Source organism: Leifsonia sp. 115AMFTsu3.1 (assembly GCF_004362795.1).
GTDB lineage: Bacteria > Actinomycetota > Actinomycetes > Actinomycetales > Microbacteriaceae > Leifsonia.
In genome coordinates this window covers 297,946-318,660 of sequence record NZ_SNYB01000002.1, presented here as the reverse complement: position 1 = coordinate 318,660, position 20,715 = coordinate 297,946, and the positions used below count along the sequence as shown (strand labels likewise).

The following is a 20,715-nucleotide window of genomic DNA, read 5'->3' as shown; positions in this document are numbered from 1 at the left end:
GTCTTCACATGTCTACTGGCACGTCTGCCATCGTTCTTTCCAACGTCTCGTTCTCCTGGCCGGACGGCCAGGCCGCCCTCTCGGGCGTCTCCGGGTCGTTCACCACTGGTCGCACCGGCCTCGTCGGTGACAACGGCGCCGGGAAGTCCACCCTGCTGCGCCTCATCGCCGGCGAGCTCACCCCATCCACCGGCAGCGTCTCCACCGCGGGGGACGTCGGCTACCTTCGGCAGTCGCTGACCTGGCACGACACAGCCACGGTTGCCGACCTCCTCGGCATCGGGCCGGTGCTGGATGCGATCCGCGCCGTCGAGGGCGGCGACGCCTCCGTGGAGCATTTCGACACCATCGGCGACGACTGGGACATCGAGTCGCGCGCGGAGGTGCAGTTGCAGGCGATCGGCTTCTCGGCGGCCGACCTCGACCGCCCGGTGAGAACCCTGTCGGGCGGCGAGGTCATGCTGATCGCGATCTCCGGTCTGCGGGTGCGGGAGCTTCCGATCACCCTCCTGGATGAGCCGACGAACAACCTGGACCGCCCGACGAAGGCCCTCCTCGCCGGGATGCTCGACGACTGGCCGGGTACCCTCGTGGTCGTCAGCCACGATCTGGACCTCCTCGAGCGGATGGATCAGACGGCCGAGCTGTACGGCGGCCGCTTGACGACCTTCGGCGGCCCCTACAGCGAGTGGAAGGCGGCACTCGACCAGCAGCAGCAGAACGCGGTGCAGGCGGCCGCGGCAGCACAGCACGCCGTCAAAGCGGAGCAGCGGCAGCGCGCCGAGGCGGAGAGCCGGCTGGCGAAGCGTGCCAGGAACGCGAAGACGGCCAACGAGAACAAGAAGGGCTCGAAGATCCTGATGAACGGACTCGCCTCGCGTGCGGAGGCCTCCGCCGGCAAGCTGCGTTCGGGACTGGACGACCGGGTGGATGCGGCCAAAGCGGCGCGCGAACAGGCCGCGGCGCGCATCCGCCCGGATCAGCGCATCACCCTGCAGCTGCCGGACCCCGACGTACCCGCCGGTCGCCGCATTGCGGAGCTGCACGGGAGCAACCGCACCTACCTTCTTCAGGGGCCGGAGCGCGTCGCCGTCGTCGGTGCGAACGGCGTGGGCAAGACCACTCTGCTCGAGTCGCTGCTCCACCGCCGTGACGCGGAGCCCGGGCGGGCGGGCGGAGTGCTCCACACCGACCGGGTCGGCTACCTGACGCAGCGGCTCGACGGCGTCGACGAAAGCGTGGGCGCCTTGGAGAATGTCCGCCGGGTCGCGCCGGATGTCCCCGACTCGCTCATCCGGAACCGGCTCGGCCGCCTGCTGATCAAGGGCGACGCGGTCGATCGACCGCTCGGGACACTGAGCGGCGGCGAGCGCTTCCGCGTCCTGCTCGCGCGCCTGCTCCTCGCCGACCCGCCCGCGCAGCTCCTCATTCTCGATGAGCCGACGAACAACCTCGACGTCAGCAGCGTGGATCAGCTCGTGGATGCGCTGGCCGACTACCGGGGCGCGCTGCTCGTCGTCAGCCACGACGACCGGTTCCTCGCCCGACTCGGTCTCACGATGACTCTCGAGCTCGGCCCGGGCGGTGAACTCACCGAAGCGTAGGCGTCACGCCGTCGCGGCGGGCTGCTTCTGCCGGGCGCGGAACGCGGTCGCCTTCATCCGGTTGCCGCAGGTCTTCATCGAGCACCACTCCCGACGGTGGCCGCGGGAGTGGTCGAGGTAGACCTGCGTGCACTCGGGGCGGCCGCACTCGCGGAGCACGTCGCCCTCGGCTCCGCCGACGATCTCGACGGTCTGCCGAGCGATCTGCGACAGCCCCTCCGCGATCTCCGACGCGCGATCGATCGTGCCGCTCTCGTGGAGTTGGAGCGTGATCGGGCGCCCGGCGGCGTGGGAGTTGAGCACGCGAAGGTCGTCCTCCGCAAAGGGCGCGCCCATCATGCGGGCGTGCACGACGCGGTAGACGGCCTCGCGGAGCTCGACCGCCACCTCGAGGTCGGCGGTCGTCGCGCGGGGGGACCGATCCATCAGGCCGGCCTCGAGGAACCACGCATCGAGCGCCTCCGGTGATCCCAGCTTCTCCGTCGGTACGTCGTTGCGTCGAGCACGCAGCGTGCCGACGAAATCGAGAGCGGACGTACCGCAGGGGAAGGCGTGCATGTAACCACCCTAACTGGTGACTTCGTGCGCTGCAACCGATTTGAGTGGTTACGGCCCCGGGCTCGCGAGCCAGGGGAGACGATGGCGGTCTCGCGGGCGTGACCCGCGACGGACGCAGCCGTGTCAGGATGGGACGCGTGCCGCCGGGAGGGCCAGCGGCCCACGCGAACCGCCGGGGGCGGAGGACGGCGAGGAAGATGAGGGTCCGCGCTCGAAGCCGACGGCCGTTGGGATGGGCCGGGCGACTCATCGCGACGACGCTCGCCGTGGCAGTGTGCTCACTCATCCTCGCGGGGAGTCCCGAGAGCGCAGGCGCCGATGCCCGGACGGCCGTCGGCGCCGTCGCCCCCACCGGGGTCGACGACTTCACGTTCGCGAGCTTCGACGGCGACTATCGGCTCGGCCGCGACGCGCAGGGGCACTCGACGCTCACCACCGTGGAGACGCTGGTGGCCCGGTTCCCCGAGACCGACCAGAACCACGGCATCCGGCGCGAGTTGGTCGAAGACTACGACGGCCACCCGACCGACCTGGAGGTCGTGTCGGTCACCGACCAGAACGGGACGCCGCGTCCGTACACGAGCGATTCCGAAGAGGGCATCCTCTCGCTGACGATCGCGGCGAAAGACTACGTGCACGGCGATCAGACCTACGTCATCACCTACCGGCAGACGAACGTCACGCGCTACTTCGGCGACACCGGCGACGACGAACTGTATTGGGACACGAACGGCACGGCGTGGGCGCAACCGTTCGACCGCGTGACGGCGACCGTGCACCTCGCACCCGACGTGGCGGCGGCGCTGAAGGGCGACCCGTCCGCATACCGCGGCGCCCAGGGATCCACGGATGCGGCGACGGTCGAGCGCATCGACGACGGATTCCGCTTCACCGCCGACACGCTCGGTCCGCACGAGAACCTCACGTTCGCCATCGGGTTCGCAGCGGGCACGTTCACGGCGCGCGCCGACGGACTGTTCGACACCGGCTGGGGCTTCGCGGGCGTGGCCGGCCTGCTGCTCGGCATCCTCGCCCTCATTGGCGCGATCGTCGTGCGCGTGCGACTCCTGCGCGACGCGCCCGGACGCGGCACGATCATCCCCGAGTACGTTCCGCCGAAGGAGGGGCTCCTCCTCGCGGCGGACATCGCCGGCGGCGGCAAGAAGGTCGTCGCCGCGCAGACGCTCGACCTCGCGGTCTCCGGTCGGGTGCGCGTGCTGCAGAGCACGGGATTCTTCGGCCGCTCCTCGTACACGCTGGAGTTCGTCTCCACTCAGGCGACCGGACGCCAGGCGTTGCGCGAACCGAACCCGAACGCCGACGAGCTCCAGTTCCTTCAGGCCCTCTTCGGCACGTCGCCCGCGCCCGGGACGACCCTCGAACTCGGCTCGTCCAACTCGCGTGTCGCGCGCGCGATCGCCGCGCTGCTGAAGCGCGTGCATAAGGACGCCACCCGCTACGGCTACCGGAGGACGGGACCTCGCGGGGCGGTCCTCGCAGTGCTCCTCACCGCCGTGGCCGCCACCGCCCTCGCCGCCGTGGGCTCGGTGCTGTGCCTCGCGGGCGTCTTCGGAGGCGCACTGCCCGTCGGCATCATGATCGGTGCCATCCTGCTCCTCATCGTCACCGCCATCCTGCTGTCGCACTCGCCGCTGAGCACCACCGGCAGCACCCTCCGCGAATACGTGGAGGGTCTCAAGATGTACGTGCACCTCGCCGAGGCCGACCGCATCCGCTACCTGCAGTCACCGCAGGGGGCGGAGCGCGTGCCCGTCGCCGTGAACGACCCGCGGGAGATGCTGAGCCTCACCGAGCGCCTCCTCCCCTGGGCCGTGCTGTTCGGCGAGGAGAAGAAGTGGCTCGCCGAGCTCGGACGGTTCTACGAGGAGACCGGAGAGAGCCCCACCTGGTATGCCGGTCAGACCGCATTCAACGCGGCCGTGCTCTCCCAGATGGTCAGCGGGATCTCCTCCAGCACGACCATTGCGAGCAGCTCGTCGTCCGGCGGCACCGGCGGCGGCGGCTTCTCCGGCGGCGGTGGGGGTGGCGGAGGCGGCGGGGGCGTCTGACTCCCCCGCGGCTCACTTCACCTCGACCGGACGATAACCAGAGGTGTGCGACACTGCTGCAACGGCGACGCGTGACGGGATCGGCGCACCGGCCGATGCGTGCGACAGGAAGGTGACTCGATGGACGAGCAGCGCATCGGCCTCGTCGGGATCGGCCGGATGGGCTCGGGCATTGTCGCCCGGCTCACGGCGCTGGGTCCCGTGGCGGCGTTCGACATCGATCCCGCCCGGCGCGAAGCCGTAGAGCATGCGGGCGCCACCTGGATGGAGTCGATCACGGCGATCGCCCGGTCGAGCGACGTACTCGTCACCGTGCTCCCGGGACCGGGCGAGACGGACGCGGTCATGCGCGAGGCGCTCCCGGCACTCGACAGCGGAGCGGTCTGGGTCGATCTCACCTCGGGGGATCCGGACAGGACGTCGGCTCTCGCAGAGACGGCGGCCGATCGGGGAATCGAGGTCGTCGCCGCCCCGATGGGCGGAGGCCCCAGCGATGCCGCCGGGGGCACTCTGACGTTCTACGTCGGCGGGGCACCCGACGCGGTGGGCCGTGCCACGCCCATCCTGAACCGACTGTCGGCGGACGGCGGGATTCGCCTGTGCGGTCCGCGCCCCAGTGACGGTGTCGTCGTGAAACTTCTCGCGAACGCCCTATGGTTCGCCAACGCCGTGGCAGCCGGAGAAGCGCTGCTGATCGGCGCCGGCCATGGTCTCGCGCCTCAGCACCTGCACGCCCTGCTCGCCGACAGTGCGGGCAGCAGCACGGCGCTGGCGGAGCACCTGCCTGCGGTGTTCCGGGGCGACTACCTGACCACCTTCGGCATCGATCGTGTCGTCGAAGAGCTCGACGCTGTGGCGGCGCTCGCCGGAGCGGCCTCCGTCTCGTCGCCCGTGCTCGATGCGTCGACGGATGTTCATCGTCGAGCGCTCGCCCGCTTCGGGCCGGTCCTCGGCGAACTCCTGGGCGTGCGGCTCATCGAAGAGACGGCCGGGCGCGACCTCCGCTGAGCCGCAACCCGCCCTCCACGAACCGCCCCGGCGGCGGCGGGGGCGGCGGCGGCGGAGCGTGTGGGCGCCGCCGTCACCTCGCCTCGACGGCCACTGTGTACCCCGCGCACGAGCCAGAGCCGCTCTTGCCGCACTCGTCGTACGGGCTCCCCGTGACGGCGACGGTCGCCGGCCCCAACGGGAAGTCGGCGGGGATGGGGAGTGCCGTCGAGAAGCGCCCGTCCCGATCCACATCCGCCCTGATCGGCGGCGAACTCACCCCGACGGCCCGCAGCCGAATGATGTACTGATGGCCGGGCTCATAGTTCAGATCGCACTCGGGCGGATCGGCGGAGACGGTCACGACGTCACCCGGCGCGACGATCGCAGGATCCACGTTCATGCGGGCGGGAAGGCACGACGCGTAGCGGGGAAACCCCGAGCCGGAGCACCCCGCAGTCGCCAGCGCGCCGGCAGCAATCAGCATCACGGCAACGGCGCGTGCCCCCCGACTTCGCATGGTCCGGAGCATACCGGCCGCGACCGCTCGACCACCCCTCGTATGCGGGTCTGCCGCCCCACGGCCACTGCCGCAAGACTGAGGCGATCACCCGAATCTCCGAGGAACTCTCATGCGCAATCGAACGCTGCTCTCCACCGTCGTGCTCGCGGAAGCCGTCATCGGCTCGCTGCTGACCGGGCCGCTGCCCGCGATGGCCGCTCCGACCGAAACCGTCATCACCGTGCCCGTCACAGCGGCCAAGAAGGTCGTCGTACCGAAAGTCGTCGGTCTCGACGGCGCAGCCGCGAGCAAGGCGCTCAAGGCGGTCGGACTGAAGTGGAGGTGGTCGAAGTTCGTGATCGTGAAGAGCAACTGGACCGTCACGAAATCCTCGCCGAAAGCCGGCGCGAGCATCAAGCGTGGGGGAACGGTGAAGCTCACCGTCACCAAGGGGACCTCCGGGAGGCAGACGGCAACGCCCACGCCGACCACCACAGCAACCCCACCGGCTCCGGCACCGGCTCCTGTTGCGCCGGCACCCGCACCCGTCGCGCCAGCGCCCGCGCCGGCTCCACCGGCACCAGCACCAGCTCCGGCCCCGCCGGCACCGGCACCGGCGCCGGCACCGGCACCGGCACCGAGCGTGGACTACCCGAACTGCACGGCCGTCCGCGCGGCCGGCAAGGCTCCGCTGTACGCCGGTCAGCCGGGCTACTCCCGCAAACTGGACCGTGACGGCGACGGAGTGGCCTGCGAGTAAGGCCGCAACCCGCCCTCCACGAACCGCCCCGGCGGCGGTACCCTTCCACCGTGGACGACGACGCCGCGCGATTCCAGGGGTCCATTCCCGAGTTCTACGACTCGGAGCTCGGACCCGTTCTCTTCCGCCACTACGCCGATGTGCTGGGTGAGGCGGTGGCGTCGGCGGCGCCCGGACGCATCCTCGAGGTGGCGGCCGGGACCGGGATCTCGTCGGCAGGGATCGTCGCGCACAATCCCGGGGCGGAGCTTGTCATCACCGATCTGAACGAGGCGATGCTGGAGCGGGCTGCCGGCAAGGTGCCCGCCGAGACGCGCATCCAGGTCGCGGATGCTCAGGCGTTGCCGTTCGAGGACGCGAGCTTCGACGTGGTGGCGTGCCAGTTCGGCATCATGTTCCTGCCGGATGTCGGCGCGGGATTCCGGGAGGCGCGGCGCGTGCTCGCCGACGGCGGCGTGTACGTGTTCAGCGTGTGGGACAGCCACGACCGCAACCGGTTCGCCGGGCTTGTCGACGGGCTGCTGACGGAGACGTTCCCCGACGACCCTCCGCCGTTCTACCGGGTGCCGTTCGGGATGAGCGACGTCGAGCGGCTGCGGAGGCTGGCGCAGGACAGCGGGTTCAGTACGCTCCGCATCGACGTGCTGCCGCACGACGCGCCCGTGGCCTCGTGGTCGGACTTCGCGGACGGCCTCATCCGCGGCAACCCGGTCTCCGATCAGGTGCGGTCGCGATCCGGAGACGTGGATGCGCTGATCCGCGCGGTGGAGGAACGGCTCGCGGCGGAATACGGGCCCGCGCCGACGACCATCCCGGTGCAGACGATCCTGTTCCGCGCCTGGGCCGCCTGAACGCGACCCGACATCGACTTCCGCGCAGCACGAAGGCCGCCGAGCGACGCCCGGCGGCCTTCGTGGTGATGGGTGCTAGGTGTTACTGATGCGGCGTCGGCGCAGGAAGAGCAGCGCTCCCCCGGCGGCGAGCAGGATGCCCGCCAGGCCGCCGACACCCCAGCCGACCGTCGAACCGGTCGAGGCGAGGCCCGCCGTCACGGCCGGGTCGTCGACGCGGTGGCTGGTGGCGCAGTCCGGGTTCTTGTCCGGCGCGGGCACGCAGAACGCGTCGCCGTCGGGACTGGTGACGACGTTGGCGATCTGCTTGTCGCCATCCCCGGTGACCACCACCGAGTAGGTCACGGTGACGACCTGCCCGACGGCGAGGTCACCGGTCCAGGTGAGGGTCGAGCCCGTGCGGGTCACGGTTCCCGATGTCGCCTTCTGGTCACCGGCCCACGTCGCGTCGTCGAGCACCTTGCTGAGGTCGTCGACGACGTTGCCGCCGGTCACCGGCGCCGCGCCGAACTGGGCGATGGTGAGGGTGTAGGTGATGCGGTCACCGGTCTTCACCGCGTGGCCGGACGCCGGGTCCGACGTCTTGGCGAACGTGTAGCTGCCGAACCGGTGCACCGTCTCGCAGTCGGAGGCGGGAGCGCAGCCGTCGGAGGTCACGACGTTGTCGAGCGTGCCGTCGCCCATCGAGCGCGCATCCTTCACGGTCACCGAGTAGGTGATCTTCGCCACCGCACCGACGCCCAGCGTTCCGGACCAGGCGATCGAGCTGCCGGTCACCGTCGCCGTGCCCGCATCCGCCGCGACGTCGCCGTTGTAGGCGGCGTCGTCGACGACCTTGCTGAGGTCATCGGTGAAGGACGCCGCCGACGGGACCGGCCCGCGCTGCGTGACGGTCACCGTGTAGTGGATGACGTCACCCGAGTGCACGACCGAACCGGGAGCAGGGTCGGCGGTCTTCACGACCGAGTAGCCCGCGATGTCGATGCCGGCCGGGTCACAGGGGATGGTCGGAGCGATACCCGAGTCCGCCGGGGTGTCGGCGGTGGCGCAGGCCGTGTTGACGAACCCGCCGCCCGGGAGGGTCTCGTCGAGCACCAGGTCGTACTCGTGCGACTCGGAGGCGCCCGGCGCGAGCGAGGCGATGTGGAAGGCACCGGCCGTCGGGCTCTTGTCATCCGTCAGGTCGACGTTCGTCAGCGTGCCCTGACCCGTGTTCGTCACGGTGACGCGGTAGTGGACCGTGTCGCCGTAGTGGAACGCGGGGTAGTCGACCGAGCTGTTGGCGTCGTGCCAGGTGCCGTCGGCCGCCTGCACCTCCTTGAGGATGATCGCGGAGTAGTAGTTCGCCACGCTGATGGCCGCGGAGGTGCGCATCACGAGTGCAGTGTGACCCGCGATCGCCTGCGCCCGGTTCACGAGCGTGTCGCCGCCCTTCACGCCGTTCGTCGTGATGTGGACGCCGAACTGCTGGGTGGCGCCCGGCGCAAGACTGCCGCCGATCACGCGGACCGCGGTCGGGTTCGCCGGCATGGTCGTCGTCCAGCCTGCGGTGTTGCCGGTCGGGTCGCCCGGGGCCGCGCCGTTCTGCGCAGCCGACGGGTCGTCGGACAGGGTCGTCGGGTCGGCGGTCGAGTAGTACACGGTCGCTCCGAGCGGGGCGTTCACCGAGGTGAGAGCGTACGAACCGGAGTACGCGGTGCCGCGTCCATCGCCGTTGTACGGGAGGATGTCGATCGTGTCCGTGAACGGCTGGGTGACCGGGTCGTACGACTTCACGGTGACCGTCCACGATCCCGTGCCCGTGCCGTCGCCGTTCACGTTCGGGATGAACGGAGCGTCGGCGGTCTTCACCACGGTCGTGTAGCCGTCGGTGGCGACGGTGACCTGGGCGGTGGCGGACTTCGTGATGCCGGCGTAGCTGGCGCTGACCGAGTTGACCAGGGCGGAACCCGGCGTCACGCTGCTGTCCGCGACCGCCTGGTAGGTGAGGGCGTGGTCGGCGTTCGTGGTGACGCCGTTCAGGGTCCACGTCAGCACCTGCTGGCCGGAGCCGTTGGTCGACACCGCCGGCTCCGGGGATGCGGTGCCGGGCACGTAGGTGACGCCCGCCGGCAGCGTGTCGACCAGCTGGTAGCCGTCGACGGTCGCCGGGATGGCGCCGGCGCCGTTCGCCGAGTAGGTCAGCGTGTAGACGGCCGGGTCACCGGGGCTGACGACCGAGCGGTCGGCCGACTTCGAGATGGCAGGCGTGGCGGTCACGATGCGGACCACGTCACGGAACCCGGTCGTGCAGGGGTAGCGCGAGCCCGCGGTCGGGGTGATGCACCCGGTGCCGTTGAACCAGCCCTCGGTCGTCGCACTGAAGTCGACGATGCCGGAGAAGAAGGACCACACATCCGTACCCGCCGGCACATCCGGCTTGATGGTCTGCGTCACGACGGCGGTGATGTTCGTCATCGTCGAGAGCTGCTCGAACTGCCCCTGCGTTCCGATGATGCGAAGGGCCCTCACCGTGCTGAGGTCGGCCGGAGGCGTCGTCGTCCACCCCGTGGTCGAGCCGCAGTCGAAGGCGTTCGGGTCGTAGCCCGCGCTGGCCGGGTCGACGGTCGGGTCGTTCCCGACGTAGTACTCGGCCGTGGCGCCGATCGTGTTGGCCAACGGCTGCGCCCACGCCCATCCGCCGAAGGTCACGTACTTGGTGTCGAGGGCGGTGCACATGCCGACGTGGTGGTCGTCAGCGCGATCCGTGTGCCGCTGGAACGCCGTGTCCATGTACTGGCCGAGCGTGGTGCCCGCAGACACCCGGTAGGTGTCGTCCCACTGCGTTCCGCCGCTGTTGGTGTATCCGCGACCCCAACCGGAGGAATAGAGGCCGAGCGTCGTCCATGCCTTGGATTCGGAGTTGTTGGACGGGTCGTCCTGAGCTGTCTGCCCGCTGACCGAGGTGTAGGTCGGTGCATCGGAGTTCAATACGGCCGAGCCGGAGGATGCCGTGTTGACGCGAATCCAGATGGAGCCGGATGCGAGGGCGACCTGGTCGACAGGAAGGCGGTTCCCGGCCGAGTCCAGGGTCGGCGGGTTCGCCGGAGCGTAATCGATCCCCGTGAGGGTCATCTGGAAGGTGTTGGGGCCGGTCTGGGTGATGGTGCACGTCCCCGCCGGTACGGTCATCTGACTCGCCGGGTGCGACCCGCCCGACCAGGGGTGGCCGTCCGCGGCTCCCGGACCGGTGAACGGTGTGCACCCCTGAGCGTCGACAGAGACGGGAGAGCCCTGCGGGGAAGCGATGTTGAGGTTGTACGTCAGGGTCTGCGGGCCGGCTTCGCTTCCGAGCGCCTTGCTCAGCGTCCACTCGTAGTCCACGAGGTAACCACCGTCGCCGAAGGTGAAGGCAGGGCTACCGACACCCCAGCGGATGTCCATCCCGAACGGATTCGTGATGTCGATCGGGCTCAGCGACGCGGTCTGACCGCCGATGCTGCCGTCCGCGGTGATCTGGTCGCCGGTCGCGCCGTCGGCGACGATGGGCGCCTGGATCACCACGGCGGTGCCCTGGTCGCGCGTCCCGACGTTGCAGACGAGGGTGCGCCCGTCGGCGGAGATGCTGGAGGCGGGCGTGACGCCAGTCGTGAGACAGAGCGAGGGGAGCGCCGTGTAGCGGCCGTTCTGCGCCGTGATCGTGACCGTCACGTTGTCCACCAGGTCGTTCGAGGGCGCCGGGGCGTCGTCGTTGACGTTGATGCGCCAGACGCCGGTGACCACGTCACCGCTCTTCACGGTCGTCGGGGTCCCTGCGGCCCAGGATGCTTCGATCTGGTAGACCGGGGCCGCCATGGCCGGCGCGCCGACAAGCGCCGCGGCGAGTGCCAGCGTTCCGGCGACCAGTGCGGCCAGCCAGCGCCAAGGCGAACCCAGCGCGATTCGTCCCTCGCGGCGACGGCCGCGCCCATCCTGGTGTGCAGACACAGCAGCATCCCCTTCGTCCTGCGTCATGGAGCGGCGGAGCACCACCGAGACCGGTGTCCGCCGCGCCACACGCTAGCGGCGGCCCAGCGGGCTGCGGTCGAATTTCACCCTGGCTTCACCCCCAGAAAGGTCGGATGACCCCCGAACGAGTGACACCTCCATTCGCATGCCGCGGCGCGGGTCGTCAGCGGTGCAGCGGCGGGAGCGAATGGAGCGGCGACCCGAGCAGCGAGGCCCCGAACACCGCGGCGGCCACCGTGACGATGAAGCAGAGCCAGTAGAGGGCGGACACGGCTCGGCCGCGCGACACCCACCGGGCGAGCGACAGGACGAGGAAGCCGCCGACGGCGCCGGAGGTGTTGAGGATGACGTCGGTGACGTCCGAACTCCCCGACGCGAGCACGTACTGTGCCGCCTCCAGAGCGCAGCTGGTCAGCGCCGCCACGACGGCGACCGGCCACACTCGCCAGCGGGGCGCGAGCACTCCGAGGTAGACGCCGAACGGCACGAACAGAGCGACGTTCGCCAGCATCTCGGACGGCCGGTTGACGCCGAACCCCTCGCTCGCGACGAACGGCACCAGCTTGACGGCGCGCACGCCCTCCCCGCCGAAGTCGGGCACGTGGAACTTCCACAGCACAGCCCACACCAGCAGCACGAGGTAGACGGCGAACAGCACGGCCGGAAGCGAGCGGGGAGCGGTGCGCGCCGGATGCGTCGGACGGAGGGAGAGGGATGCGGTCACCTTCTCGACGCTACGGACCGCGCCCGCGGCGCGAGTCAGTCGCGGGTCGCGACGGTCTACGACTTCCGAGGGATTGTCGGGGAAGCGACCTCAGCGGGCGACGCGCACCGCGTGTCCGGCGAAGGTCACCACATCCCCGACCTGCAGCTGTCGCCCGCGCCGGAGCTCGACCTCGCCGTTGACGTCGACATCGCCGTCGGCGATGGCCTCCTTGACGCTCCCGCCGGAGTCGAGGAGTCCGGCGAACTTCACGAACTGGCCGAGCCGGATCGCGTCGCCGCCGATCGACACGTCCTCGATGGGAGCTGGCTTCTTCATCCCCGAATAGTAGACGACACGGCGAGCCGCAGGCCGGAAATGGGGAGGCAGAGGAGGCGGCCGGAATGGATACGGTATGGCCAGGAGGTGGGTCCGATGGGGTACCTCGCTTATGACGGTTCAGCGCGGGTGTCGTTCGACGATGTCGTCCTCGCCCATCTGGAGGTCGCCATCATCGCCAAGCTCCAGCGCAAGGAGTCCTTCGCCCTGTCGTGGCGCGAGTCGAAGGCCAACGGAAGCGGCCGGAGCACCATCTGGCTCGACTCCTCTCTCCCTCTCCGGTTCCACTACGACAGCCCGCGGCCGCCCGCGATCAACCGGGAATGGCTGCGCCGCCTGATGGACTCGGCCAACTCGAACGGCGGCCTGATCGTGCTCGATGAGGGCGGCGACCTCTGCGCGGGCATCTCGCACGACCGGGGGATCTAGGACGGGTCGCGGTCGCGCCCTCACACGGGCAGCACGGCGTTGCCGCGCCGAAGCACGGTGGCACCGAGCCGCACCCAGACGACACTGATCATCCCCGCGGTCACGTCGACGGCGATCGTCGCAGCCGGCTGCCCGTCACGGCGGAGCAGCAAGCCCGGGCGGCCGTTCACCGGGCGTTCGACGACCTCCCGTCCGCTCCGGGCGCCGAGGCCGTAGGCGAGCAGGAGCGCGGCATCCTCCACTCCGCGCACCACGCGGACCTTCGCGCGGTCGCCCTCACCCGCATCCACCACGACGGCGACGTCGGGGTCGAGGAGCCGTCGCAGGCGTCGGGCATCGCGCGCAGCGGTGGCGGCGCGCAGCTCGCCCACGAGCTGTCGCCTCCGGGTGAGCACCGAGGGCAGCCACGCTGTCATCGACATGGGAACGCCTTTCTCTCGTATCGGGTGTGAAGGGTCCGGCGGCGGGAGGGACCAGCCGTGGTCTGCTTGGCGCATGCCCGGGGAGTGGGCCGCCTGAAACCCGGTGTTCCCGCTCTTACCTCACGGCTCGGCCGGACCGCGTGTTCACGGGGTGGTCACGGACTGGGCGTCCAGCCACTGGGCGAACGTCGTGGGGAAGACCTCCGCATCCGGACCGGGGACGAGCTCCCGATCGCTGAGATGTGCGCCGAAGTAGCGCGCCTCGGGATCGTCGACGACCTGACGTGCGTCGCCCCGCGCGGCCAGTCCGCGCGCGATCAGCTCGGTCAGCCGGAACTCCTCCGGCCCGCTCACCTCCAGCACTCCCCCGACGGGCGAACCGGCGGCGGTGCGGGCGACGGCGGTGGCGACGTCCTCCGCTGCGATCGGCTTGATGACCACGGGCGCGAGGCGCACGGTGTCGCCGTCGGTGGCCGCGTCGGCGATCGCCTTCACGAACTCGAAGAACTGCGTGGCGTGCACGATGGAGAACGGGATGCCGGACTCGCGGATGAGCAGCTCCTGCGCGACCTTCGCGCGCATGTACCCGCTGTCCGTCATGCGCTCGGTTCCGACCACCGACAGCGCCACATGGTGCCGCACGCCGGCTTTGCGCTCTGCGGCGATGAGCGTGTTGGTGGAGGTGGTGAAGAAGTCCATCACCGCGCGGTCCTCGAAGGAGGGCGAGTTCGAGACGTCGACGACGACGTCCGCCCCGGCGAGCGCCCCATCCACTCCGTCACCGGTGAGCGTGTTCACACCGGAGTTCGGAGAGGCGGCGATCGCCTCATGCCCGTGGCCTGCCAGCAGGGCCACCACTTTCGAACCGATCAGGCCGGTCCCGCCGATGACGACGATCTTCATGTCGTGTCTCCTCGAATCCTCATCCGACGGCGGCCGTGTGCAGCCGTCACCCAGTACGACCGAACAGGCGGCGCGAATGTGACAGGTCGCAGCTCGGCGTCTCCGTCACAGATCGGCGGTCCGATCGGTCAGAGCCGGAGCCGGGACCTTCCCGGCACCACGACGAACGGACGACAGACGATGACCGGATGGATGACGGCGCCACAGCGAACGGTATTGGCGGTGGCCGTCGTGGCGACCTTCATCGCCTTCCTCGACGGCAGCGTCGTGACGGTCGCCCTCCCCGCGATCGGGCGGGAGCTGGGAGGCGGCCTCGCCGTCCAGCAGTGGGTGGTGGATGCGTACCTCCTGACGCTCGGATCGGTCATCCTGCTCGCCGGGTCGCTCTCCGATCTGTTCGGGCGCCGTCGGGTGCTGCTCTGGGGTCTCCTCGGCTTCGCCATCGCCTCGGCGCTGTGCGCTCTCGCGCCCACCTCGGCGATCCTGGTGATCGCTCGGGGACTCCAAGGCGTCGCCGGCGCCCTGCTCGTGCCGAGTTCTCTCGCCCTGATCCTCGGCGCATTCAGCGGCGCGGCGCAGAGCCGGGCGATCGGCGCCTGGACGGCGATCACCTCCCTCGCCAGCATCGCGGGACCTGTGCTCGGCGGTGTGCTGGTCGATGCCCTGTCGTGGCGATGGGTCTTCGCGATCAACCTCCTGCCGATCGCCGTGGCGCTGCTGCTGGTCCGCGCCCTTCCCGCGGACGCTCCCCACCGGCCCGGCGCCCGGGTGGACTGGGCGGGTGCGGCCCTCGGCGTGCTCGGGCTCGGTCTGCCGGTGTTCGCCCTGATCGAGCATCCACGATATGGATGGGGCTCGCCGCTGATCCTCGGTTCGCTCGCGGTCGGCGCTGCGGCCCTCGTCGCCTTCCTCGTGCGCGAAAGGAGGGCGGCGCAGCCGATGCTGCCCCTCACCATCTTCCGGGCACGCGACTTCAGCGTGGGGAATGTGGCGACGGCCTTCATCTACGGGGGTGTGGCTGTCGGCACCTTCGCGCTCGCGCTGTTCCTCCAGCAGGGGGCCGGATATTCGGCGACTCTCGCCGGATTCGCGATGGTCCCGTCCAGCATCGTGCTGATCGCTCTGTCCGCGTACTTCGGCCGACTCAGCGGCCGGGTGGGGCCGAGACTGATGATGACGGTCGGACCGTTGGTCGCGGCCGGCGGGTTCGCTCTGATGCTGCGGATCTCGCGCGACGCCGACTACCTGACCGAGGTGCTGCCCGCCGTCGTCGTCTTCGGGCTGGGCATGGCGATCACGGTCGCTCCGTTGACGGCGACCATTCTGGGTGCCGTCGATCCGGCACGCTCCGGGATCGCATCGGCCATGAACAACGCGGTGTCTCGTGTCGCGGGCCTCGTCGCGGTGGCCCTTGCGGGTTCGGCGGGGGCGGCGATGTCGGCGGTCGCCGGCTTCCACGAGCTCGCCGGGGCAGCGGCCGTCGCGCTCGCGGCGGGCGGCCTGATCTCGGCGGCCGGTATCCGGAATCCTCGCGGCGTCAGCGGCGAGCCGGCCGAGACGGAGGTGTCCGGTCACCACGCTCTGCTCCGCTGAGCGGAGACGTCGCGCGCCGCTGTCACATCCCGAGCACCTGTCCGGTCAGAGCTGGTGACGCGCGGAGCGTCCGCGCAGAAACGGAGCAGCACATGAAGATCGTCGCCATCGGCGGAACCGGCCTGATCGGCCGCGGAGTCGTCTCTCGTCTGCAGGAGGCGGGCCACGACGTCGTCGCCGCCTCGCCGTCGACCGGCGTGGACACGGTCACGGGCGAAGGGCTCGCCGCGGTCCTCGAGGGTGCGGACGTCGTCGTCGACACGCCCAACGCGCCGTCGTTCGAGGACGGCCCGGTGCACAAGTTCTTCGAGCGGTCCGCCACCAACCTCGTCGCGGCCGAGAAGGCCGCGGGCGTCCGCCACCACGTCGTCCTCTCCATCGTGGGCGTCGACCGCATGCCCGACATCGGCTACATGCGGGCGAAGGTGACGCAGGAGCGCATCGTGCGTGAGAGCCGCGTGCCGTTCACGATCGTGCGCGCGACGCAGTTCTTCGAGTTCATCGGCGCGCTCGCCGACGGGGCGACGCAGGATGGCACGGCCGTGCTGTCGGATGTGCTGATGCAGCCGATCGCCGCGACGGACGTGTCGGCCGCCCTGGCCGAAGTCGCCGTGGCAGCGCCCCTCAACGGGATCGTGGAGCTCGCCGGTCCGGAGCCCCTGCGGCTGGACGAACTGGCGCGCCGGCTGTTCTCCGCGACGGGGGACCCGCGGACCGTGACGACGGATCCCGACGCCGGATACTACGGCGGCCGGGTCGACGACCGATCGCTCACGCCGGGCAACGACCCCGCGATCACCGACCACCGGTTCGGCGGGACGACGTTCTCCCGCTGGCTGGAGGACCGCCACTAGCATTCGACCATGACGGGGCCAGTGGAGCAGGACGACCTCGACACCGCCGCGGCGACGTTCGCGGCGGTGCGGCCGCGCCTGTTCGGCATCGCCTACCGGATGCTCGGGACCGTCGCGGACGCGGAGGACATCGTCCAGGACACCTGGGAGCGCTGGCAGCGCACCGACCGCTCGGCGGTGCGCGAGCCGGCGGCGTTCCTGGCGACCGCGGCGACGCGGCTGGCGATCAACCAGGCCCAGTCTGCGCGGGTGAAGCGCGAGACGTACATCGGGCCGTGGCTGCCCGAGCCCGTGGACACCAGCGCCGACCCCTCCCTCGGCGCCGAGCGGGGTGAAGCGCTCGAGTTCGCCGTCCTCGTGCTGCTCGAGAAGCTGACGCCGACCGAACGCGCCGCCTACGTGCTGCGGGAGGCCTTCGACTACCCGTACCCGCAGATCGCGGAGATCATCCAGGGTTCCGAGGCGTCCGCGCGGCAGCTCGTCAGCCGCGCGCGGAAGCACCTGGCCGAGGAGCGGCACGTGCGCGAAGTCGACCACGCCCAGCAGAAGCGGATGCTGGAGGCCTTCCTCGAGGCCGCGCAGTCCGGCGACATCGCCGAACTCGAGCGCATCTTCACCGCCGACATCGTCAGTTACTCCGATGGCGGCGGACTGGCCCGGGCGTCGCGCATCCCGGTCTTCACCCGCGAGACGGTGGCGAAGTACGTCCACGCCTTCGCCGACCGGTTCTGGGACGGCACCGTGCGCCTCATCGAAGCCAACGGCGGCCCCGCGGCCGTGCTGGTCCGCGACGGCGCCGTGGTCGCCTTCATCGCGCTCGACGTCACCGTCGACGGCATCCGCCGCCTCCAGTGGGTGCTCAACCCGCAGAAGCTGGAACGCATCCCCGTCCCGGCGTGAGATCCCGCCCCCGATGTCACAAATCGGGACGCTGTCCGGTCATAACGGGTGAAGGCACATTCATCGGCCGGACAGGAGGCACTCATGCGCCGGATCCTCGTGGTGGGCGGCGGTTACGCCGGTTTCTACACCGCATGGAAGCTGGAGAAGAAGCTGCGGAGGGACGAAGCCGAGATCGTCGTGATCGACCCCCGGCCGTACATGACGTACCAGCCGTTCCTCCCGGAAGTTGCAGCGGGGTCGATCGAGGCGCGGCATGCCGCCATCTCGCTCCGCAGCCACCTGAAGCGCGCGCGGCTCATCCCCGCGTCGGTGACCCGGATCGACCACGCGTCGAAGACAGTGACGGTGCTGCCGAAGGACAGCGAGCCGTTCCTGCTGGGCTACGACATCATCGTGGTCACCGCCGGCGCCGTCACCCGCACATTCCCCATCCCGGGCATCACCGAGCAGGCGATCGGCATGAAGCACGTCGAGGAGGCCGTCGCCATCCGCGATCGGCTGCTCGACGCTTTCGACCGCGCCTCGGTGCTGCCGCCCGGACCGGAGCGCAGCCGCCTGCTCACCGTCGCGTTCGTCGGCGGCGGGTTCTCGGGCGTCGAAGGGTTCGGCGAGACGCTCTCGCTGGCCACGGCACTTCTGAAGTCGTATCCCGAGCTGACCTTCTCGGACCTCTCGTTCCACCTGATCGAGGCGCGCAACCGCATCCTCCCCGAGGTGACCGACGAGCCGGGACGCTGGGTGGTGCGGGCTCTGGAACGCCGTGGGGCCCACATCCACCTGGATGCGCAGCTCGTCTCGGCGGACGGCGGCCACCTCGTGCTCTCGACCGGTGCGGAGTTCGACGCGCACACCATCGTGTGGACCGCCGGCAACGGCGCGAACCCGGTCGTCGCGAACCACACCGACCTGCCGGTCACGGCGCGCGGATCGGTGATGGTCCGCGCCGACCTGCGAGTGGGCACGCCGGACGCCGTCGTGCCGGACGCCTGGGCGGCCGGGGACGACGCGGCGGTGCCGGACCTGGCGTCCCCGATCGACGGCGCCGTCACGGTTCCCAACGCCCAGCACGCCGTCCGGCAGGCCAAGCGGCTGGCGAAGAACATCGTCGCGACCCTGCGCGGTGAGCAGCCGAAGGACTACGTGCACCACAGCCTCGGCGTCGTCGCGACCCTCGGCCTCGGCACGGGCATCTTCCAGTGGCGCGGGATCGTCATCACGGGATTCCTCGCCTGGGTGATGCACCGCGGGTATCACGTGCTCGCGATCCCGACCTGGGAGCGCAAGGTGCGGGTGCTGCTGATCTGGGCGAGCGCGGTGTTCTTCGGCCGCGACATCGTGTCGCTGCTCTCGGTGCAGCATCCCCGCCGGGCGTTCGTCGGGGGCGGCCCGCCGGAAGCGTCCGACGCGCGCGAGCTCGCCGGGAGGGCCGCCTGATGCCCGTCGACCGCAGGCACCGGCCCTCCGCGACGGCACGGCTCGCCGGAGTCGTCTCGAACAGCGCTGCAGGACGCCGTGTCGCCGCACTCCGCGACGAGCTCCGGACCCGGCGCGCGCCGCTGCACTGGACGAACATGTTCGGGGTCATCGCGTTCGCGTGCGTCCTGGTGCTGTTCGTGACCGGCTTCATCCTCATGTTCGTCTACACGCCGTCGAGCACGCGCGTGACCTATGACGGCCCCTACACGCCGCTCGCGGGCGCCGAGATGTCGGAGGCCCTGCAGTCGACGCTGGCGATCACGTTCGAGGTGCCCGGCGGCCTGCTCGTGCGCCAGGCGCACCACTGGGCGGGCCTCCTGCTCCCGGCCGCGATCATGCTGCAGCTGGCGGTGTCGTTCTTCACCGGCGCGTTCCGCCGTCCGCGCCGACTGTCGTGGGTGCTGCTGTTCGGCCTGCTGATCACCGCCCTGCTCGGCGGCTGGAGCGGCTACGCGCTCCCGGACGACATGCTATCCGGCACCGGACTGCGGATCGTGGAAGGCATCGTCCTCGGCATCCCCGTCGTCGGCACCTGGCTGTCCGCGCTGCTGTTCGGGGGCGAGTTCCCGGGGCGGATCATCGAGAACCTCTACCCCATCCACGTCGCCGTGGTGCCGGCGCTGCTCGTGCTGCTGCTCGCGGCGCGGGCGCGACGGGCGTACCTCGACAAGCCGGCGCAGTTCGCCGGCCCGGGCCGCACGGAGGAGCGGATCGTCGGGGTCCCGGTTCTGCCGAACCTGGCGGCGCGTGCGGGCGGCCTCCTCGCCATCGCGACCGGCGCGATCGTCCTCATCGCCGCGACGGTCACGATCAGCCCGATCTGGCTCTACGGACCCTCCTCGCCCGGCGACGCATCGGCGGGCAGCCAGCCGGACTGGTACACGGGCTTCCTCGACGGAGCGCTCCGCCTCGTCCCGCCCGGCTGGGAGTTCGAGTGGCTCGGCCGCACCTGGACGCTCGCCATCCTCATCCCCCTCGCGGTGGTCGGGCTCTACCTGCTCGCGATCGCTGTGTACCCGTTCGTCGAGGAGTGGGTGACCGGCGACCACCGCGACCACCACCTCCTCGACCGCCCGCGCAACGAGCCGACGCGCACCGGCCTCGGCGTCTCGGGCATCGTCTTCTATGCCGCCCTCTGGGGCGCGGGGAGCGCCGATCTCGTGGCCACCCATTTCCACCTCACGGTGGAGTCCGTGGTGGCCGGCTACCAGGCGCTCGTGGTGCTGGGTCCTGTCGTGGCGTTCGTCGTCACCCGGCGCGTGTGCCTCGCGCTGCAGAAGCGCGACCGCGACATCCTGCTGCACGGGTACGAGACCGGGCGCATCGTCCGGCTGCCCGGCGGCGAGTACGTGGAGGTCCACGGCTCGGTGGATGCGGCCGAGCGGTACCGCCTGGCCGGCCCGGTCGCCGTGCACCCGGTCGACGCCAGGCCGGACGAGGACGGGCGGCTCCGGCCCACCGAACGGCTCCGGGCGGCTCTCGCCCGGGTGTTCTTCGAAGACCGCTTGGAGCCGGTGGGGCCGCTGACCCGCGACGAGGTCGTCGCCGGAGGACGAACGGATGAGGCGATCACGCACACCGAGGAGGCCCAGTCGAGCGCGGCGCGGGCGGGCGCGGCATGAGGCGGAGACGGCCGCGGCGGCCGCCGCTCTGACGACCTCGCTGCGCGACGCCTACCTCGCCGGCGACGCACCGGCCCTGGCTCGGCTGCTCGGCCCGGACGTCCACGTGGTGGTGGACTGCGGCGGCGACGCATCCCTTCCGGTGGCTGTCGG

The 20,715-nt window shown here is 70.7% G+C and carries 18 protein-coding genes; 11 read left to right on the top strand and 7 right to left on the bottom strand.

Annotation, left to right across the window (positions count from 1 at the left end; all coding sequences use genetic code 11):
- The first annotated feature begins 8 nt into the window (after nucleotides 1–8).
- Entirely contained in the window at nucleotides 9–1,604 is a 1,596-nt protein-coding gene (locus AXZ95_RS12495) for an ATP-binding cassette domain-containing protein (protein WP_018192473.1), read from the top strand.
- A gap of 3 nt (nucleotides 1,605–1,607) precedes the next feature.
- Here AXZ95_RS12495 and AXZ95_RS12490 read toward each other — a convergent pair whose 3' ends face one another.
- Nucleotides 1,608–2,162 (bottom strand): ABATE domain-containing protein, encoded by a 555-nt coding sequence (locus AXZ95_RS12490; protein WP_018192474.1) that lies wholly within the window; start codon nucleotides 2,160–2,162, stop codon nucleotides 1,608–1,610.
- Between the two features lie 266 nt (nucleotides 2,163–2,428).
- Between AXZ95_RS12490 and AXZ95_RS12485 the strand changes: the two genes are divergently transcribed.
- Both AXZ95_RS12485 and AXZ95_RS12480 read left to right on the top strand, forming a co-directional pair.
- Nucleotides 2,429–4,231 carry a DUF2207 domain-containing protein gene (locus tag AXZ95_RS12485; RefSeq protein ID WP_166645324.1) on the top strand — a complete coding sequence of 601 codons (1,803 nt, stop codon included), beginning with the start codon at nucleotides 2,429–2,431 and terminating at the stop codon, nucleotides 4,229–4,231.
- Between the two features lie 99 nt (nucleotides 4,232–4,330).
- A complete protein-coding gene (locus AXZ95_RS12480) occupies nucleotides 4,331–5,239 on the top strand; it encodes an NAD(P)-binding domain-containing protein (protein ID WP_269209391.1) in 909 nt (302 codons plus the stop codon).
- Between the two features lie 73 nt (nucleotides 5,240–5,312).
- On the opposite strand, the gene AXZ95_RS12475 is transcribed toward AXZ95_RS12480, so the two are convergent.
- Nucleotides 5,313–5,621, bottom strand: coding sequence for a hypothetical protein (locus tag AXZ95_RS12475; RefSeq protein ID WP_243737917.1), 309 nt, complete (start codon nucleotides 5,619–5,621; stop codon nucleotides 5,313–5,315).
- A 229-nt stretch (nucleotides 5,622–5,850) separates the two neighbouring features.
- Between AXZ95_RS12475 and AXZ95_RS12470 the strand changes: the two genes are divergently transcribed.
- Together AXZ95_RS12470 and AXZ95_RS12465 are read left to right on the top strand one after the other, a co-directional pair.
- Nucleotides 5,851–6,480, top strand: coding sequence for an excalibur calcium-binding domain-containing protein (locus tag AXZ95_RS12470; protein ID WP_018192478.1), 630 nt, complete (start codon nucleotides 5,851–5,853; stop codon nucleotides 6,478–6,480).
- 50 nt (nucleotides 6,481–6,530) lie between these two features.
- Nucleotides 6,531–7,331: a methyltransferase domain-containing protein gene (locus AXZ95_RS12465; RefSeq protein ID WP_018192479.1), complete on the top strand. Its 801-nt coding sequence runs from the start codon at nucleotides 6,531–6,533 to the stop codon at nucleotides 7,329–7,331.
- A gap of 75 nt (nucleotides 7,332–7,406) precedes the next feature.
- Here the strand turns inward: AXZ95_RS12465 and AXZ95_RS12460 are convergent, their stop codons facing one another.
- The 3 genes from AXZ95_RS12460 to AXZ95_RS12450 form a co-directional block, all read right to left on the bottom strand.
- Nucleotides 7,407–11,297, bottom strand: a complete 3,891-nt coding sequence (locus AXZ95_RS12460; protein ID WP_018192480.1) for a DUF11 domain-containing protein — start codon at nucleotides 11,295–11,297, stop codon at nucleotides 7,407–7,409.
- A 184-nt stretch (nucleotides 11,298–11,481) separates the two neighbouring features.
- Nucleotides 11,482–12,042, bottom strand: a complete 561-nt coding sequence (locus tag AXZ95_RS12455) for a VanZ family protein (protein WP_018192481.1) — start codon at nucleotides 12,040–12,042, stop codon at nucleotides 11,482–11,484.
- A gap of 90 nt (nucleotides 12,043–12,132) precedes the next feature.
- Nucleotides 12,133–12,360, bottom strand: a complete 228-nt coding sequence (locus tag AXZ95_RS12450) for an RNA-binding S4 domain-containing protein (RefSeq protein WP_018192482.1) — start codon at nucleotides 12,358–12,360, stop codon at nucleotides 12,133–12,135.
- Between the two features lie 96 nt (nucleotides 12,361–12,456).
- Between AXZ95_RS12450 and AXZ95_RS12445 the strand changes: the two genes are divergently transcribed.
- Nucleotides 12,457–12,789, top strand: a complete 333-nt coding sequence (locus tag AXZ95_RS12445; RefSeq protein ID WP_018192483.1) for a hypothetical protein — start codon at nucleotides 12,457–12,459, stop codon at nucleotides 12,787–12,789.
- Nucleotides 12,790–12,809: 20 nt separating this feature from the next.
- Here the strand turns inward: AXZ95_RS12445 and AXZ95_RS12440 are convergent, their stop codons facing one another.
- Complete coding sequence (locus AXZ95_RS12440) at nucleotides 12,810–13,211, bottom strand: hypothetical protein (protein WP_018192484.1); 402 nt, start codon at nucleotides 13,209–13,211, stop codon at nucleotides 12,810–12,812.
- A 144-nt stretch (nucleotides 13,212–13,355) separates the two neighbouring features.
- Nucleotides 13,356–14,114: an SDR family oxidoreductase gene (locus tag AXZ95_RS12435; protein WP_018192485.1), complete on the bottom strand. Its 759-nt coding sequence runs from the start codon at nucleotides 14,112–14,114 to the stop codon at nucleotides 13,356–13,358.
- 192 nt (nucleotides 14,115–14,306) lie between these two features.
- On the opposite strand from AXZ95_RS12435, the gene AXZ95_RS12430 reads away from it, so the two are divergent.
- The 5 genes from AXZ95_RS12430 (at nucleotide 14,307) to AXZ95_RS12410 (ending at nucleotide 20,562) form a co-directional block, all read left to right on the top strand.
- Nucleotides 14,307–15,707 (top strand): DHA2 family efflux MFS transporter permease subunit, encoded by a 1,401-nt coding sequence (locus AXZ95_RS12430; protein ID WP_026307319.1) that lies wholly within the window; start codon nucleotides 14,307–14,309, stop codon nucleotides 15,705–15,707.
- 92 nt (nucleotides 15,708–15,799) lie between these two features.
- Complete coding sequence (locus AXZ95_RS12425) at nucleotides 15,800–16,561, top strand: SDR family oxidoreductase (protein ID WP_018192487.1); 762 nt, start codon at nucleotides 15,800–15,802, stop codon at nucleotides 16,559–16,561.
- Nucleotides 16,562–16,570: 9 nt separating this feature from the next.
- Nucleotides 16,571–17,461, top strand: coding sequence for an RNA polymerase sigma-70 factor (locus AXZ95_RS12420; RefSeq protein ID WP_231374502.1), 891 nt, complete (start codon nucleotides 16,571–16,573; stop codon nucleotides 17,459–17,461).
- 84 nt (nucleotides 17,462–17,545) lie between these two features.
- The gene (locus tag AXZ95_RS12415; protein ID WP_018192489.1) at nucleotides 17,546–18,898 is read left to right on the top strand and encodes an NAD(P)/FAD-dependent oxidoreductase; all 1,353 of its coding nucleotides are present in this window, start codon (nucleotides 17,546–17,548) and stop codon (nucleotides 18,896–18,898) included.
- A complete protein-coding gene (locus AXZ95_RS12410) occupies nucleotides 18,898–20,562 on the top strand; it encodes a cytochrome b N-terminal domain-containing protein (RefSeq protein WP_018192490.1) in 1,665 nt (554 codons plus the stop codon). The genes AXZ95_RS12415 and AXZ95_RS12410 overlap by 1 nt, the downstream gene beginning before the upstream one ends.
- Nucleotides 20,563–20,715: the final 153 nt, after the last annotated feature.

Excerpts from the sequence above, each read along its gene's own strand:
- AXZ95_RS12495 (WP_018192473.1), top strand. The coding sequence starts at position 9 with ATGTCTACTGGCACGTCTGCCATCGTTCTTTCCAACGTCTCGTTCTCC.
- AXZ95_RS12490 (WP_018192474.1), bottom strand. The coding sequence starts at position 2,162 with ATGCACGCCTTCCCCTGCGGTACGTCCGCTCTCGATTTCGTCGGCACG.
- AXZ95_RS12475 (WP_243737917.1), bottom strand. The coding sequence starts at position 5,621 with ATGAACGTGGATCCTGCGATCGTCGCGCCGGGTGACGTCGTGACCGTC.
- AXZ95_RS12470 (WP_018192478.1), top strand. The coding sequence starts at position 5,851 with ATGCGCAATCGAACGCTGCTCTCCACCGTCGTGCTCGCGGAAGCCGTC.
- AXZ95_RS12450 (WP_018192482.1), bottom strand. The coding sequence starts at position 12,360 with ATGAAGAAGCCAGCTCCCATCGAGGACGTGTCGATCGGCGGCGACGCG.
- AXZ95_RS12445 (WP_018192483.1), top strand. The coding sequence starts at position 12,457 with ATGGGGTACCTCGCTTATGACGGTTCAGCGCGGGTGTCGTTCGACGAT.
- AXZ95_RS12440 (WP_018192484.1), bottom strand. The coding sequence starts at position 13,211 with ATGTCGATGACAGCGTGGCTGCCCTCGGTGCTCACCCGGAGGCGACAG.
- AXZ95_RS12435 (WP_018192485.1), bottom strand. The coding sequence starts at position 14,114 with ATGAAGATCGTCGTCATCGGCGGGACCGGCCTGATCGGTTCGAAAGTG.
- AXZ95_RS12430 (WP_026307319.1), top strand. The coding sequence starts at position 14,307 with ATGACGGCGCCACAGCGAACGGTATTGGCGGTGGCCGTCGTGGCGACC.
- AXZ95_RS12425 (WP_018192487.1), top strand. The coding sequence starts at position 15,800 with ATGAAGATCGTCGCCATCGGCGGAACCGGCCTGATCGGCCGCGGAGTC.
- AXZ95_RS12420 (WP_231374502.1), top strand. The coding sequence starts at position 16,571 with ATGACGGGGCCAGTGGAGCAGGACGACCTCGACACCGCCGCGGCGACG.
- AXZ95_RS12415 (WP_018192489.1), top strand. The coding sequence starts at position 17,546 with ATGCGCCGGATCCTCGTGGTGGGCGGCGGTTACGCCGGTTTCTACACC.
- AXZ95_RS12410 (WP_018192490.1), top strand. The coding sequence starts at position 18,898 with ATGCCCGTCGACCGCAGGCACCGGCCCTCCGCGACGGCACGGCTCGCC.